Genomic DNA, 13206 nt, shown 5'->3' with positions numbered 1-13206 from the left:
TGCGCGCAGCGGGTGCACGATCGCATCACGGCCTGGCGGCTGCGTGGTCCAGCGCGAAGTTCAGCGTCACCACGTTCACCCGCGGCTGGCCGAACAGACCCCATTGGCGTCCCTCGGTGTGGGCCTGCAGCAGCGCCTGCACACGTTCCACCGGCAGGCCCCGGGCACGCGCCACGCGGGCCACCTGCAACTGCGCCGCCGCCGGCGTCAGCTGCGGATCGAGCCCGCCGCCGGATTGGGTGACGAGGTCCGCCGGCACCTGGTCCGGTGCGACGCCTTCGCGCGCTGCGACCGCAGCCGTGCTTGCGGCGACGCGCTCGGTCAACGCAGGGTTGCTGCGTGCCAGGTTGGAGCCGGCCGCCGCCATCGGGTCATAGTTGGCGGCCGATGGCCGCGCCTGGAAGTAGCCATCGCCAGTGAACGGCTGCGCCAGCCACGCCGACGCACGCACTTGGCCGCTGCCATCGCGCAGCAGGCTGCCTTCGGCCTGCATCGGGTACGCCAGGCCGGCAAAACCGGTGGCGATGCCGGCGTAGACCGCACCGGCCAGCAGCAGGGTCGCCACACCCAGGCCGATCGCCGGGCGCCAGCTGGCGTCGTCCTGCAGGCGGGCCATGCGGGATGCGGCCTTGGCTTCGCGCGGAAGGGAAGAAGAAGTGGAAGCAGAGCGGTTCATGAGCCGGATACCAGGACAAGAAGGAGGTCGATCGCCTTGATCGCCGCGAACGGCAGCAGCACGCCACCCAGGCCGTACACCAGCATGTTCCGGCGCAGGAGCGCGGTGGCCGTGGCCGGGCGGAAGCGCACGCCCCGCAGAGCCAGCGGAATCAGAGCGGGAATCACCAGGGCGTTGAAGATCAGCGCGGCCAGCACCGCGTTGCGCGGACTGGACAGCTGCATCACGTTCAGCGCCGCCATCGCGGGTACCGCCGCGGCGAACAGCGCCGGCAGGATCGCGAAGTACTTGGAGACATCGTTGGCCAGCGAGAAGGTGGTCAGCGCGCCGCGGGTGATCAGCTGCTGCTTGCCTACCTCCACCACCGCCAGCAGCTTGGCCGGATCCGAATCCAGGTCGACCATGTTGCCGGCTTCCTTGGCGGCCTGCGTGCCGGAGTTCATGGCCAGCCCGATGTCGGCCTGGGCCAGCGCCGGCGCATCGTTGGTGCCATCGCCGACCATCGCCACCAGACGGCCCCCGGCCTGTTCCTGGCGGATGCGTGCCAGCTTGTCCTCGGGCCGGGCTTCGGCGATGTAGTCGTCGACGCCGGCTTCGGCAGCGATGGCGGCCGCGGTCAGCGGGTTGTCACCGGTGATCATCACCGTCCGGATGCCCATCGCCCGCAGCTGTGCGAACTTCTCGCGCATGCCGTGCTTGACCACGTCCGACAGTTCGATCACGCCCAGCACATGGCGACCTTCCGCCACCACCAGCGGCGTGGCGCCGTTGCGGGCGACCTGTTCGACGCGCCCGCCCAGCTCGGCCGGCACCACGCCTCCCTGCGCCTGCACATGGTTGCGGATCGCATCCAGCGCACCCTTGCGGATCTGCCGGCCATGGGCAAGGTCAACGCCGGACATGCGGGTCTGCGCACTGAAGGCCAGGTAGACGGCCTGCTCCGGCTCGGCGGTGGTGCACCCCTGCTCGCGTGCCAGGCGCACGATCGACTTGCCTTCCGGGGTCGGGTCGGCCAGCGAGGACAACAGGGCCGCGTCGCGCAGCTGGCTGGCGTCGATTCCCGCCAACGCATGGAAGTGGCTGGCCTGGCGGTCGCCGTAGGTGATGGTGCCGGTCTTGTCCAGCAGCAGCACATCGACGTCGCCGGCCACTTCCACCGCCTTGCCCGACTTGGCCAGCACGTTGGCCGCCAGGGCGCGGTTCATGCCGGCGATGCCGATGGCCGGCAGCAGTCCGCCGATGGTGGTCGGGATCAGGCAGACCAGCAGTGCGATCAGCAGCAGTGGATCGACCTGGACGCCGACATGGGCGCCGATGGCCGGCAATGTCGCCACCACCACCAGGAAGGTCAGCGTCATCGCCGCCAGCAGCAGGGTCAGGGCGACCTCGTTCGGTGTCTTCTGCCGGTTGGCGCCTTCCACCAGCGCGATCATCCGGTCCAGGAAGCTGTGGCCCGGCTCGGCGGTCACACGCACGACGATCTGGTCGGACAGCACCTTGGTACCGCCGATCACGCCGGAGCGATCGGTACCCGCTTCGCGCAGCACCGGTGCCGATTCGCCGGTTACCGCCGCTTCGTTGATGGTGGCCAGGCCCTGCACGATCTCGCCATCGGCTGGCACCAGCTCGCCGGCACTGACGATGACGTGGTCGCCCGGGCGCAGTTCGGCGGCCGGCACCTGCGTTTCTGCGGCCCCTGGCTGCGGGGCGGCCAGTCGGCGCGCCACCAGGTCCTGGCGGGCACGGCGCAACGATGCGGCCTGGCCCCGGCCGCGTGCTTCGGCGACGGCCTCGGCGAAGTTGCCGAACAATACGGTGACCAGCAGGATCACGGTCACCGCCAGGCCGAAGCCCAGTGGAGCGTTGCCGGTCAGGGTGATGATCGCGGCGACGATCGTGCCGGCCATCACCACCGCCATCACCGGGCTGCGCACCAGATGCATCGGTGAAAGCTTGCGTACGGCGTCGACCAGTGCGCGGCGCAGGCCGGCCGCATCGAGCAGGGCAGGGCGTGACGCAAGCGGGTTACGGGTTGAGGTTGCGTGGCTACTCATGGGGGTGTCCTCAATGCAGTCCCAGGCTCAGGTGGTCGGCGATCGGGCCAAGCACCAGCGCCGGCATGAACTGCAGCACGGTCAGGATGACGATCACCGACACCAGGGTCAGGGCGAACGTCGGGGTTTCGATCTGCAGGCTGCCCGCTGATTCCGGTGCCTGCCGCTTGGCGGCGAGCTGGGCAGCAACCACCAGCGGAATCACCAGCAGCGGAAAGCGACCCAGCAGCAGCACCAGCGAACAGCTCAGGTTCCACCACGGCGTGGCATCACCCAGTCCCTCGAAGCCCGAACCGTTGTTGGCGTAGGCCGATACGTATTCGTAGAACACCTGGCTGATGCCGTGGAAGCCGGGATTGGAGGTGCCGGCCAGGCCGGGCACGGCCAGAGTGACCGCGGTGAACACCAGCAGGGTGATGGGCTGCAGCAGCACCAGCAGGGCCAGCAGGCGCACCTGCGGGGTCTCCAGCTTGCGACCGAACAGTTCCGGCGTCCGGCCCGTCATCAACCCCGCCAGGAACACGCCCAGCAACAGGTAGACGATGAACTGCTGCAGGCCGCAGCCGATGCCACCCCAGATCGCACTGACCAGCATGTTGACCAGGGCAATGCCACCGCTCAGCGGGGCCAGCGAATCGTGCATGCCGTTCACCGAGCCATTGGACACCTGCGTCGTCACCGCCGCCCACAACGCGGTGCCGTCGGCGCCGAAACGTACTTCCTTGCCCTCCATCAGCAGGGGCGTGGCCGCACTGGCACTGTGGCCTTCGCTCCACACCATGGCGCCGGTGGACAGCAGCGACATTCCCAGCATGCAGACGAACACCAGCGCGCCGAAGCGACGTCGCCCGGTGAATGCCCCGATCATGAAGATCACCGCCATCGGTACCAGCAGGATGCCGATCACTTCGAGAAGGTTCGAAACCGGCGTCGGATTCTCCAGCGGGAAGCTGCTGTTCGGGCCATACCAGCCGCCGCCGTTGGCGCCCAGCTGCTTGGCGGCGACCATCGCCGCGACCGGACCCAGCGGCAGCTTCTGCGTCGTCATGCCGGCGGAGGCATCGATCGGCGTAGCCTGCGGCCCCGCCGCCAGCGTCGACGGCACGCCCTGGCTGGTCAGCAGCAGTGTCCACAGCAGGCACAGCGGCAACAGGACGCGCACGCACAGGCGCACCACGTCGGTGTAGTAGTTGCCCACTGCGACCTGGCGGTCATCGCCGGCGCTGCCTGTGGCCGACTGCGGCGCCGGCGCGAACAGCGCGCGCAGTGTGGCCACCGCCAGCGCCAGGCCCATCATCGGGGTCACCACCTGCAGACCGGTGATCCCGGTCATCTGCGAGAGGTAGGACAGCTGCGCCTGGCCCGAATAGTGCTGCTGGTTGGTGTTGGTCAGGAACGAGATCATCGTGTGCAGCGCGGTGTCCCAGCGCATGTTCGGGATCTGGTCCGGATTCAGCGGCAACCACGCCTGGGTCATGAACACCGCCAGGGTCAGCACCGCCACCACCCCATTGCTGAGCAGGAATGCCAGCACGTAGCCACGCCAGGACATCGAGCGTGCGGGATCGACGCCGAAGACCTTGTACAGCGGCGTTTCGATCCAACGGAACAGCACGTCGACCTTCATCGGCGTGCCCCGCATCACGCGCGCCAGGTACAGTCCCAGCGGCCATGCCAGCGCGACGCTGGCAGCAAGAATGACAAGAATTTCAATCATGGCCGGCTCCGCTCAGAACGACTCGGGCCGCAGCACGACATACAGAAGATAGGCGGCGGCGATCAGCACCAGCACGCCACACACCAACGACAGCCAGGGGGACATGGGAATTGCGTCCTGGTGGAACCCCTCCACCTCAGGCCGTCATGGTCGGCCTGCGCCCCGTAAACGCACTACCCGGCGGACCGGGCCGGCGCGTAAAGACTGCATAAATTCCGCGCGTCAGGCCGTAACCTGGCCACGGGTAGCGCCGGGCCATGCCCGGCGGCAGGAGCGTTTTCAGCCAGCCGGGGCAGCCGGCGCCAGGCCCTTCAGTTCGCGATAGCGCTGCAGGGTGCTTTCGATCTCCGCCTTCAACGCCTGCTGCTGCTGCAGGAAGCCGGACTGCAGGCGCTGCTGCGACTGCAGCTGTACGTGCCGCTGGCGGATCGCTTCGGCCTGCGGGTCGCCCACCTTGGCGCCCGCCAGCTCGCGGTCGCCGGCCGCCGACAGCAGCGCGACCAGCGATTCACGCAGGCTGGCCACGTTGTACTGCGCGGTCTTGAGGTTGTTGTCGAGCACTTCCTGGCGCTCGGCGAACACCCGCCGCAGGTCGTCTTCGCTGCCGTAGGTGGTCAGCATCGCCTGCTCGGTGCGCTGGCGGGTCTGCTCGGCCATCCGGTCCAGCTGCTGCTGCGCCGCCGCGGTACTGGCGGCGGCACGTTCTTCGTCGGTCAGCGCGCGCTGCACCTGCGCATTGCGCAGCCCACTGCGGGCATTGAACTCGTCGCGCGCGTGGTTGACCGCATCGGCAGGAAGCGCATCGCTGCAGATCCGCTCCTGGCCCTCGTTCCAGCAGTACAGCTTCTTCTCGACCTTGTCGCCGCCCCGCGACTGCCCCGCCACGGTGAACGGCAGGGCCAGCAGCAGGCCGGTGAAGAGAACAGCAGGAATTCGGGACATGCGGCCTTCCCCCTGGCGGTCAGCGTGTGGAGCGGACGCCGTACTGGGCCCGATAGGCTTCCAGCGGCTGCCGGTAGCCGACAAGTTCCGGGTTTCCCGAGGCGAAATCAAGCAGGTCGCCCAGCGAGGCCACTGCGATCACCGGGATGCCGGCTTCCTCGGCCACTGCCTGCGCCGCCGAGCGGCGATCGGCTTCTGAAGCGATCTCCTGGCGATCCAGAGCGACCACGATGCCGGCCGGAGTGCCGCCTGCCGCGCGGATGATGGCCAGCGCTTCGCGGATCGCAGTACCCGCAGTGATCACGTCATCGACGATCAGCACGCGCTTGCCATTCATGTCGGCGCCGATCAGCTGGCCGCCTTCGCCATGGTCCTTGGCTTCCTTGCGGTTGAACGACAGCGGCAGGTCGCGGCCACGCTGGGCCAGCTCGCAGGCCATTGCCGTGGCCAGCGGAATGCCCTTGTAGGCCGGGCCGAACACCACGTCGTACTTGACCCCGCTGGCGTCGATGGCATCGGCATAACAGGCGCCGAGCTGGGACAGCAGCGAGCCGGAGTCGAAGCGACCGGCGTTGAAGAAATAGGGGCTCAGCCGGCCGGACTTGAGGGTGAACTGGCCGAAGCGCAGGGCGTCGGCGGTCAGGGCCAGCTGCAGGAAACGGTGACGGTGGTCGCTCATCAAAACTCGATTCATCTTCATTTGGAGCACAAATCCTAATGCAGCCGGGCCTTCCGCGCTCGTCGGCGCTCTTCCGGGGGGCCGTCCGGCCGCGTCCGCCGGACTGCGCAGCCCAGCAGCCAACCGGTATGCTTGCCCGGTTTCCCGCCGTAGGTCCCCCGCATGCGCATCATCAGTTTCAACGCCAATGGCATCCGTTCCGCCGCGACCAAAGGCTTCCTCGACTGGTTCCGCGCCCAGGACGCCGACGTCCTGTGCCTCCAGGAGACCAAGGCCCAGGAAGACCAGCTGACCGACCCGATGTTCCGGCCCGACGGACACCATTGCTTCTACCGCGATGCCATCACCAAGAAGGGCTACAGCGGCGTGGCGATCTACAGCAGGCGGGAACCGGACCAGGTCATCACCTCGCTGGGCTGGGCGCCGTTCGACGATGAGGGGCGCTATATCGAGGCGCGCTTCGGCAACCTCAGCGTGGTGTCCTTCTACATTCCGTCCGGCAGCTCCGGCGACCTGCGCCAGGGATTCAAGTTCGAAGTGATGGAGTGGCTGCGGCCGATCCTGGAGGAGTGGGCGCGCAGCGGTCGCGACTACGTGCTGTGTGGCGACTGGAACATCGTGCGGTCGGCGCTGGACATCAAGAACTGGAAGTCCAACCAGAAGAATTCCGGCTGTCTGCCCGAAGAGCGCGACTGGCTCAACGCGCTGTGCGCCGATCATGGCCAGGCCACCGACGTGGCGTCCGGTCGTGGCTGGGCCGATGCGTATCGCCTGCTCAATCCCACCGGGGAGGACTACACCTGGTGGAGCAACCGCGGGGCGGCCCGCGCCAACAACGTGGGATGGCGCATCGACTACCAGTTCATCACGCCGGGCCTGCGCGACAAACTGCGTGGCTGCTCGATCTACCGCGAAGAGCGCTTCTCCGACCACGCCCCGTTCACCGTGGACTACGACCTGTGAGCGAGGCGGCCAGGCCGGTCAGCTACAAAGGCTGGGCAGGAATCAAGCGCGCCTTCGGTACACCGTCGGCGCTGACCATGGCCATGATGGGTTTCGGCAGTGGCCTGCCGTTCCTGCTGATCGCGTCGCAGACCTTGTCCACGCGCCTGCGCGATGTGGGGCTGGACCTGGGCAGCATCGGCCTGATCAGCCTGGCCAGTTTCTTCTACCTGCTCAAGTTCCTGTGGGCACCGCTGCTGGATCGGTATGCCTTCCCGTTGCTGGGCCGGCTCGGCCGTCGTCGCTCCTGGCTGCTGGTATCGCAGGTCATGGTGCTGGTCGGACTGATCGCGTTGGCCTTCGTGCGCCCCGAACAGGGCGTCTGGCCCCTGGTGATGTGGGTGCTGGTGGCGTCCTTTGCCGGCGCCACCCAGGATTCGGCCGTGGATGCCTACCGTATCGAGATCGCGCCGCAGACCGCTCAGGCCGCGCTGGCGGCCACCTACACGTTGGGTTACCGGATCGGCCTGATCCTGGCCGGTGCCGGCGCGCTGTATCTGGCCCAGTTTGAAGGCTGGGTCATCGCGTATCTGGCGATGGCCGCCCTGATGCTGCTGCCGATCATCACCACGCTGCTGTGCGCCGAACCGGAGCGTCCCGCCACCGCCGTGCAGCGCCGCATCGATGTCGCCGAAGCCTTCGTCCAGCCGATCACAAGTTTCTTCAGCCGCAACGGCGTGGCATTGGCGCTGGTGCTGCTGGCCTTTGTCGGCCTGTTCAAGTTCCCTGACCAGGTGATCGGGGTGATGGCGGGGCCGTTCTACCTCGATTCCGGCTTCGACAAGGCCGACATCGCCACGGTCTCCAAACTGTTCGGGGTGTGGATGGGCATCGGCGGTGCCTTCCTGGGAGGCATCGCGGTGGCCGCGTTTGGCTTCCGGCGCATGCTGCTGGTGGCGGCACTGGGCGTGGCGCTGTCCAATCTGGCCTTCCTGCTGATGGCGCACAACCCGGGCAAGCTGTGGGCGTTCTATGCCGCCCTCAGTGCCGACAACCTGTTCCAGGGCTTTGCAGGCACCGTGCTGGTCGCCTTCATGTCGTCGTTGACGGACCGCAACTTCACCGCCACCCAGTATGCGCTGCTGGTCTCCCTGGCCAACCTGCCCGGCAAGTTCGTCGGCGGTGTGTCGGGCTACATCGTCGAGGCCACTTCCTACAGCACGTTCTTCATCCTCAGCTCGGTCACCGTGGTGCCGACCCTGCTGCTGCTGGTCTGGCTGTGGCCGCGCATCGTCGACCGTGGGCCACCGCCGGCCGCCTGATTGCCTGCCCGCCCGGTCTGCGGGATCATCGCCCCCGACGCGCCGAGGGGGCGGTGCCCTGCGAACGGGGAAGTGAGCATGGCTGATGTTGTGCTGCGGGACCTGGACCCGCTGCTGCTGGAACGCATCCGGCGGGTCGCGGTTGCCCGTGGCTGGAGCCACGAACAGACCTGTGCGGCGTTGCTGGAACAAGGGTTGTTCAGCAGCGAGCTGGAGGTCCGCTCCGGTTTTGGCGATACCGAGGTCGATGCGCTCGCTGCGGCCATCATCGCGCTGCAGGCGCTGCCGGCCGGGCAGGGCTTCGATTGATCTGATACCTCACCGCCGGGCATGGCCCGGCGCTACCAGTTGGTCGCCGAAGGGCGCGCGCCGGGCCACGCCCGGCGGAGGATGCCGAAGGGGGTAGCGCCGGGCCATGCCCGGCGGCGGGTGCCGCCTCAGGCCAGATGGATCGCGCCGAGAATCCGCGGTCCCTTTGCGCCGGTGACACTCGGCAGGTTCCCCGCCAGCCCATCCATCGTCCGCTGCGCCAGCCAGGCGAAGCCCATGGCTTCCACGTACTCCGGGTCCAACCCATGCACGGCGCTGGATTCCACCTGCAGCGCCGGCAGCCGCTCGGCCAGCCGTTTCATCAACTGCCGGTTGTGCACGCCGCCGCCACAGACCAGCAGTCTGCGTGTCTGCGGCTGCTGCGCCAACAGCGCATCGGCCACGGTCGCCACGGTCAGCTCAAGCAGGGTCGCCTGCACATCGGCAGCGGCGTACTGGCCTTCACCCATGTGCGCCTCCGCCCACGCCAGATGGAACTGTTCGCGACCGGTACTCTTCGGCGGGGGCAGGTCGAACCAGGGGTCCGCACGCCAGCCCGCCAGCAGGGGGCCATCCACCACACCGCTGGCGGCATAGGCGCCTTCGGCATCGAAGGTGCGCCCGGTGTGGCGCTGGCACCACGCATCCATCAGCGCATTGGCTGGACCGGTGTCGAAGCCGCGTACGGCACCCTCCCGCGGGATCAGGGTCAGATTGGCGATGCCGCCCAGGTTGAGCACGGCCCGGTCCTCGTCGGCCGTGCCCAGCATGCCGAGGTGGAAGGCCGGCATCAGCGGTGCGCCATGACCGCCGGCAGCCACGTCGCGGCGGCGGAAATCGCACACCGTGGTGATCCCGGTCAGCTCGGCGATGCGGTTGCCGTCACCCAGCTGCACGGTGAAGGCCGGATCGGCCAGCGGCCGGTGGCGCACGGTCTGCCCATGCGAGCCGATCGCCCGCACCCGGGTGCGGTCCACGCCGGATTCCTCCAGCAACTGGTTGGCGGCGTCGGCGAAGGCGATCGCGATCCGCGCGTCGAGTTCGCCAAGCTCCTCCAGCGACGCCAGCGGCCCCCCTTCGCCCAGCGCCACCAGCCGCGCGCGCAGCAGGGGCTCCCAGCGCGCCGTCAGGCCATGCACGAAGCGGCAGCCGCCCTCGTCGGGAAACTGCACCAGCGCGGCATCGATACCGTCGGCGCTGGTGCCTGACATCAGGCCCAGGTACAGGGGAGTGTTGGCGTCGGCAGGTGTGCTCATGGCGCGCAAAAGAAAAGGACGCGGCAAGCTTGGGCTGCCGCGTCCTTGTTCGTCAACGCAGGTCTCAGCCGCGCTTGCGGCCGCGGGTCTGCGTGTCCTTGGCGCTGGCCACCTCCGTGGCCGCCTCGTCCCGACCGGTCGGCGCCGGGCTGGCGTCGGCGTAGATCAGCTTCTCCATGCCCTGGATGCGCGCCATCGCCGGCGCGGTCTGGGCGCGGAAGGCGGCCAGCTCGGCGCCCTTGAGCGGCTCCGGCGGCGGCATGGTCACCGTCAGCGGGTTGCGGTGCACGCCGTTGACGCGGAATTCGTAGTGCAGGTGCGGGCCGGTGGCCAGGCCGGTCGAGCCGACATAGCCGATCACCGTGCCCTGCGCCACGCGCTGGCCGGTGCGGATGTTCGCAAAGCGCGACATGTGCCCGTACAGGGTGGTGTGGCCACGACCGTGGTCGAGGATCACCACATTGCCGTAGCCGCGCTGCACGCCGGCGAACTGCACGCGCGCATCGCCGGCCGCCATGATCGGCGTGCCGGTGCGGGCGGCGTAGTCCACGCCCTTGTGCATGCGCATCTTGCCCAGCACCGGGTGCTTGCGCGCGCCGAAGGTCGAGCTCAGGCGCGCGAACGGGATCGGCATGCGGATGAAGCTCTTCTTCAGCGAGCGCCCATTGATGTCGTAGTACTCGGACTTGCCGTTGCGTTCGAAGCGGAAGCCCGAATAGGTCTTGCCGCCGGTGGTGAAGGTCGCGGCCAGGATCTTGCTGGTATCGACCTTTTCGCCCTCGCGCCAGGTCTCATCCATCACCACGCTGAAGCGGTCGCCCGGCTGCAGGTCCTTGGAGAAGTCGATGTCGTACTTGAAGATGTCGTCGGTCATGGTGGCGATCGCCGACGGTGACAGCCCGGCCCGGCGCGCTGCGGCATACAGCGAACTGGTGATCTCACCACTGGTGACCACCGTGCGCGTGGAGGTCTCGCGCTTGGTCACGGTTTCCTTGATGTTGTCGCCGGCCAGGCTCAGCTCGACCCGGTTCTCGCCGTCGCGGTCGAAGCGGATGCTGCGCAGGTCGCCGGACAGCGGCATGTCGAAGGCGATCTCAGCGCCCGGACGCAGCTTCGTCAGCGATTCGCGGGCACCGGGGTGGTCCAGTACGCGGTGCAGGGTGGTCGCCGGAATGCCGGCCTGGTCGAACAGCTCGCTGAGGGTCTGGCCACGTTGTACGCGCAGGACCTGCCAGCTGTCACCCGGCACCTGCTGCTGGCGGGCCAGCGACAGCGGCGGCAAGGGCAGGGCCAGGCTGGTGTGGCTGTCGGCGTAGGGGGCGTCGATGGTGTGCGAGAAACCGGGGACGATCGTGGCGACCAGCGCACCGATGGTCGCGAACAGGCTGGCATGCATCCAGTGACGCCGGGTCCAGCGCTCATTGAAGGCGGCGGGAAGATGTTGCCTGAGCTTCCGATGCAGGGCGTTGTCGTGCAGGACGTGAAGGCGTTCCTGGAAGCGCTGCTTGCGTGCGCGCCCTTGTTCGGAGTTGTGCATCGGCGGTTTTTCCTGGCTGGCCCGGGAGCGCGGGCCTGAACGCCGGTTACCATAGACACCTGAGAAAAGCGCGTCAAACCCTTGTGCCCATTGGCTTTTGTGAAGCCAATCGGGTTAACTTGGCTTTAACACCCCCACACAAGAATCGGCGTTGCCGGGAGTAGTCACGTGTCCTCGATTGAAGAAGCCCTTTCCCTGATCGGCCGCGGTGCCGACGAGATCCTCAAGCTCGAGGATCTGCGTGCGCGCCTGCAGGAAGGCCGTCCGCTGCGGATCAAGGCTGGCTTCGACCCCACCGCGCCGGACCTGCATCTGGGTCATACGGTGCTGCTGAACAAAATGCGCCAGTTCCAGGACCTCGGTCATCAGGTCATCTTCCTGATCGGCGACTTCACCGGCATGATCGGCGACCCTTCGGGCAAGAGCCTGACCCGCAAGCCGCTCAGCCGCGAGGATGTGCTGGCCAATGCCCGCACCTACGAGGAACAGGTGTTCAAGGTGCTGGACCGCAGCCGTACCGAAGTCCGCTTCAATTCGGAGTGGTTCGGCAGCATGGGGGCGGCCGACATGATCCGCCTGGCCGGCCAGCACACCGTGGCACGCATGCTCGAGCGCGACGATTTCGCCAAGCGCTACGCCGCACAGCAGTCCATCGCCATCCACGAGTTCCTGTACCCGCTGGTGCAGGGCTACGACTCGGTCGCCCTGGAGGCGGACGTCGAACTGGGCGGTACCGACCAGAAGTTCAACCTGCTGATGGGGCGTGGCCTGCAGGAACACCACGGGCAGAAGCCCCAGGTGGTGTTGACCATGCCGCTGCTGGAAGGTCTGGATGGCGTCAACAAGATGTCCAAGTCGCTGGGCAACTACATCGGCATCAGCGAGCCGGCCATCGACATCGTCACCAAGACCATGAAGGTGGACGATGCCCTGATGTGGCGCTGGATCGAACTGCTGTCCTTCGATATCAGCCAGGCCGAGGCCGCGCAGCTGCGGGAGCAGGTGGCCAGCGGCGGTCTCAACCCGCGCGTGGTGAAGCTGCGCCTGGCGCGGGAGCTGGCAACCCGCTTCCACGACGCAGCCGCCGCCGAACAGGCCATTGCCGGCTGGGAAGCGGCGGTGACCGGACAGGGCGACATCACCCAGTTGCCGCTGCAGGACGTGGCGATTCCGGCCGAAGGCCTGCGCATCGCGGCGCTGCTGACCGCTGCCGGGCTGACTCCGAGCAACTCCGAAGCCAACCGAAAGCTCAAGGAGCGCGCCGTCAAGGTGGATGGCGAGGTCGTGGAAGATGGTCAGCAGGTGCTGCAGCCGGGCTTCGAAGGCCTGCTGCAGGTCGGCAAGCGCACATTCGCCCGTGTGCGCCTGATCGCGGCCTGAGACCTGTCGGACAAGCGCCGGGCACACGCCCGGCCGCTCGTGGCGCTGTTCATGCGGCGCCGGTCGGATGAACGGCGCCAACATCCGATGAAAAAAGTCGCCACACCCCCTTCACAAATGGGGCGAACAGGGACATACTTTCCCTCCCCCGTCGCAGGGGCCGCCAACAAGGGGCTTGAGCGACACCAGGGCGCCCACCACCCCGAACGAGATGATCGAACGAAGGTGTTGACGGACTGAAAAAGTCTGGCATAATGGGCGGCTCGCTACGAAGGAAACTTCGCAGCACACGGGAACGGCGCTGAGGCCACTTCCCCGGATCTTTGAAAGTATGCGCAGGTATCTTGTGAAGGCGCCTGCAGGAAGGATGACTGTCCATCTTGCAGACGTTT

Annotated in this window: 12 protein-coding genes; 4 read left to right on the top strand and 8 right to left on the bottom strand. The window is 67.6% G+C overall.

Annotated elements, in window-relative coordinates:
* Positions 1–25: 25 nt before the first annotated feature.
* The 6 genes from kdpC to pyrE all read right to left on the bottom strand — a co-directional run bounded on the left by kdpC (position 26) and on the right by pyrE (position 6068).
* Positions 26–676 carry a potassium-transporting ATPase subunit KdpC gene (kdpC, locus tag AC5P76_RS10435; RefSeq protein WP_065182000.1) on the bottom strand — a complete coding sequence of 217 codons (651 nt, stop codon included), beginning with the start codon at positions 674–676 and terminating at the stop codon, positions 26–28.
* Positions 673–2730 carry a potassium-transporting ATPase subunit KdpB gene (kdpB, locus tag AC5P76_RS10430; RefSeq protein ID WP_065174230.1) on the bottom strand — a complete coding sequence of 686 codons (2058 nt, stop codon included), beginning with the start codon at positions 2728–2730 and terminating at the stop codon, positions 673–675. The genes kdpC and kdpB overlap by 4 nt, the downstream gene beginning before the upstream one ends.
* Before the next feature lie 10 nt (positions 2731–2740).
* The gene (kdpA, locus tag AC5P76_RS10425; protein ID WP_065181998.1) at positions 2741–4447 is read right to left on the bottom strand and encodes a potassium-transporting ATPase subunit KdpA; all 1707 of its coding nucleotides are present in this window, start codon (positions 4445–4447) and stop codon (positions 2741–2743) included.
* Between the two features lie 12 nt (positions 4448–4459).
* A complete protein-coding gene (locus AC5P76_RS10420) occupies positions 4460–4552 on the bottom strand; it encodes a potassium-transporting ATPase subunit F (RefSeq protein WP_053516498.1) in 93 nt (30 codons plus the stop codon).
* A 174-nt stretch (positions 4553–4726) separates the two neighbouring features.
* Complete coding sequence (locus AC5P76_RS10415; RefSeq protein WP_253119854.1) at positions 4727–5389, bottom strand: hypothetical protein; 663 nt, start codon at positions 5387–5389, stop codon at positions 4727–4729.
* Positions 5390–5408: 19 nt separating this feature from the next.
* Positions 5409–6068: an orotate phosphoribosyltransferase gene (gene pyrE, locus AC5P76_RS10410; protein ID WP_065174233.1), complete on the bottom strand. Its 660-nt coding sequence runs from the start codon at positions 6066–6068 to the stop codon at positions 5409–5411.
* Positions 6069–6230: 162 nt separating this feature from the next.
* Here pyrE and AC5P76_RS10405 point away from each other — a divergent pair, with 162 nt between their 5' ends.
* The 3 genes from AC5P76_RS10405 (at position 6231) to AC5P76_RS10395 (ending at position 8641) form a co-directional block, all read left to right on the top strand.
* Positions 6231–7031 (top strand): exodeoxyribonuclease III, encoded by an 801-nt coding sequence (locus AC5P76_RS10405; RefSeq protein WP_495222742.1) that lies wholly within the window; start codon positions 6231–6233, stop codon positions 7029–7031.
* Positions 7028–8332, top strand: coding sequence for an AmpG family muropeptide MFS transporter (locus tag AC5P76_RS10400; protein WP_322523087.1), 1305 nt, complete (start codon positions 7028–7030; stop codon positions 8330–8332). The genes AC5P76_RS10405 and AC5P76_RS10400 overlap by 4 nt, the downstream gene beginning before the upstream one ends.
* Positions 8333–8410: 78 nt before the next feature.
* A complete protein-coding gene (locus tag AC5P76_RS10395) occupies positions 8411–8641 on the top strand; it encodes a hypothetical protein (RefSeq protein ID WP_053516488.1) in 231 nt (76 codons plus the stop codon).
* A gap of 128 nt (positions 8642–8769) precedes the next feature.
* Here the strand turns inward: AC5P76_RS10395 and AC5P76_RS10390 are convergent, their stop codons facing one another.
* Positions 8770–9897, bottom strand: coding sequence for an anhydro-N-acetylmuramic acid kinase (locus AC5P76_RS10390; protein ID WP_495222741.1), 1128 nt, complete (start codon positions 9895–9897; stop codon positions 8770–8772).
* A gap of 64 nt (positions 9898–9961) precedes the next feature.
* Positions 9962–11434 (bottom strand): M23 family metallopeptidase, encoded by a 1473-nt coding sequence (locus AC5P76_RS10385; protein ID WP_053516486.1) that lies wholly within the window; start codon positions 11432–11434, stop codon positions 9962–9964.
* A 168-nt stretch (positions 11435–11602) separates the two neighbouring features.
* Here AC5P76_RS10385 and tyrS point away from each other — a divergent pair, with 168 nt between their 5' ends.
* The gene (gene tyrS / locus AC5P76_RS10380) at positions 11603–12814 is read left to right on the top strand and encodes a tyrosine--tRNA ligase (RefSeq protein ID WP_074902135.1); all 1212 of its coding nucleotides are present in this window, start codon (positions 11603–11605) and stop codon (positions 12812–12814) included.
* Positions 12815–13206 lie beyond the last annotated feature (392 nt).

The sequence above is a fragment of the Stenotrophomonas sp. YJH_SMC_36 genome, assembly GCF_059369935.1.
This window is presented reverse-complemented; position numbering and strand designations above follow the sequence as displayed.

Coding starts and splice junctions, on each gene's coding strand:
- kdpC (WP_065182000.1), bottom strand. CDS start 676: ATGAACCGCTCTGCTTCCACTTCTTCTTCCCTTCCGCGCGAAGCCAAG.
- kdpB (WP_065174230.1), bottom strand. CDS start 2,730: ATGAGTAGCCACGCAACCTCAACCCGTAACCCGCTTGCGTCACGCCCT.
- kdpA (WP_065181998.1), bottom strand. CDS start 4,447: ATGATTGAAATTCTTGTCATTCTTGCTGCCAGCGTCGCGCTGGCATGG.
- AC5P76_RS10420 (WP_053516498.1), bottom strand. CDS start 4,552: ATGTCCCCCTGGCTGTCGTTGGTGTGTGGCGTGCTGGTGCTGATCGCC.
- AC5P76_RS10415 (WP_253119854.1), bottom strand. CDS start 5,389: ATGTCCCGAATTCCTGCTGTTCTCTTCACCGGCCTGCTGCTGGCCCTG.
- pyrE (WP_065174233.1), bottom strand. CDS start 6,068: ATGAGCGACCACCGTCACCGTTTCCTGCAGCTGGCCCTGACCGCCGAC.
- AC5P76_RS10405 (WP_495222742.1), top strand. CDS start 6,231: ATGCGCATCATCAGTTTCAACGCCAATGGCATCCGTTCCGCCGCGACC.
- AC5P76_RS10395 (WP_053516488.1), top strand. CDS start 8,411: ATGGCTGATGTTGTGCTGCGGGACCTGGACCCGCTGCTGCTGGAACGC.
- AC5P76_RS10390 (WP_495222741.1), bottom strand. CDS start 9,897: ATGAGCACACCTGCCGACGCCAACACTCCCCTGTACCTGGGCCTGATG.
- AC5P76_RS10385 (WP_053516486.1), bottom strand. CDS start 11,434: ATGCACAACTCCGAACAAGGGCGCGCACGCAAGCAGCGCTTCCAGGAA.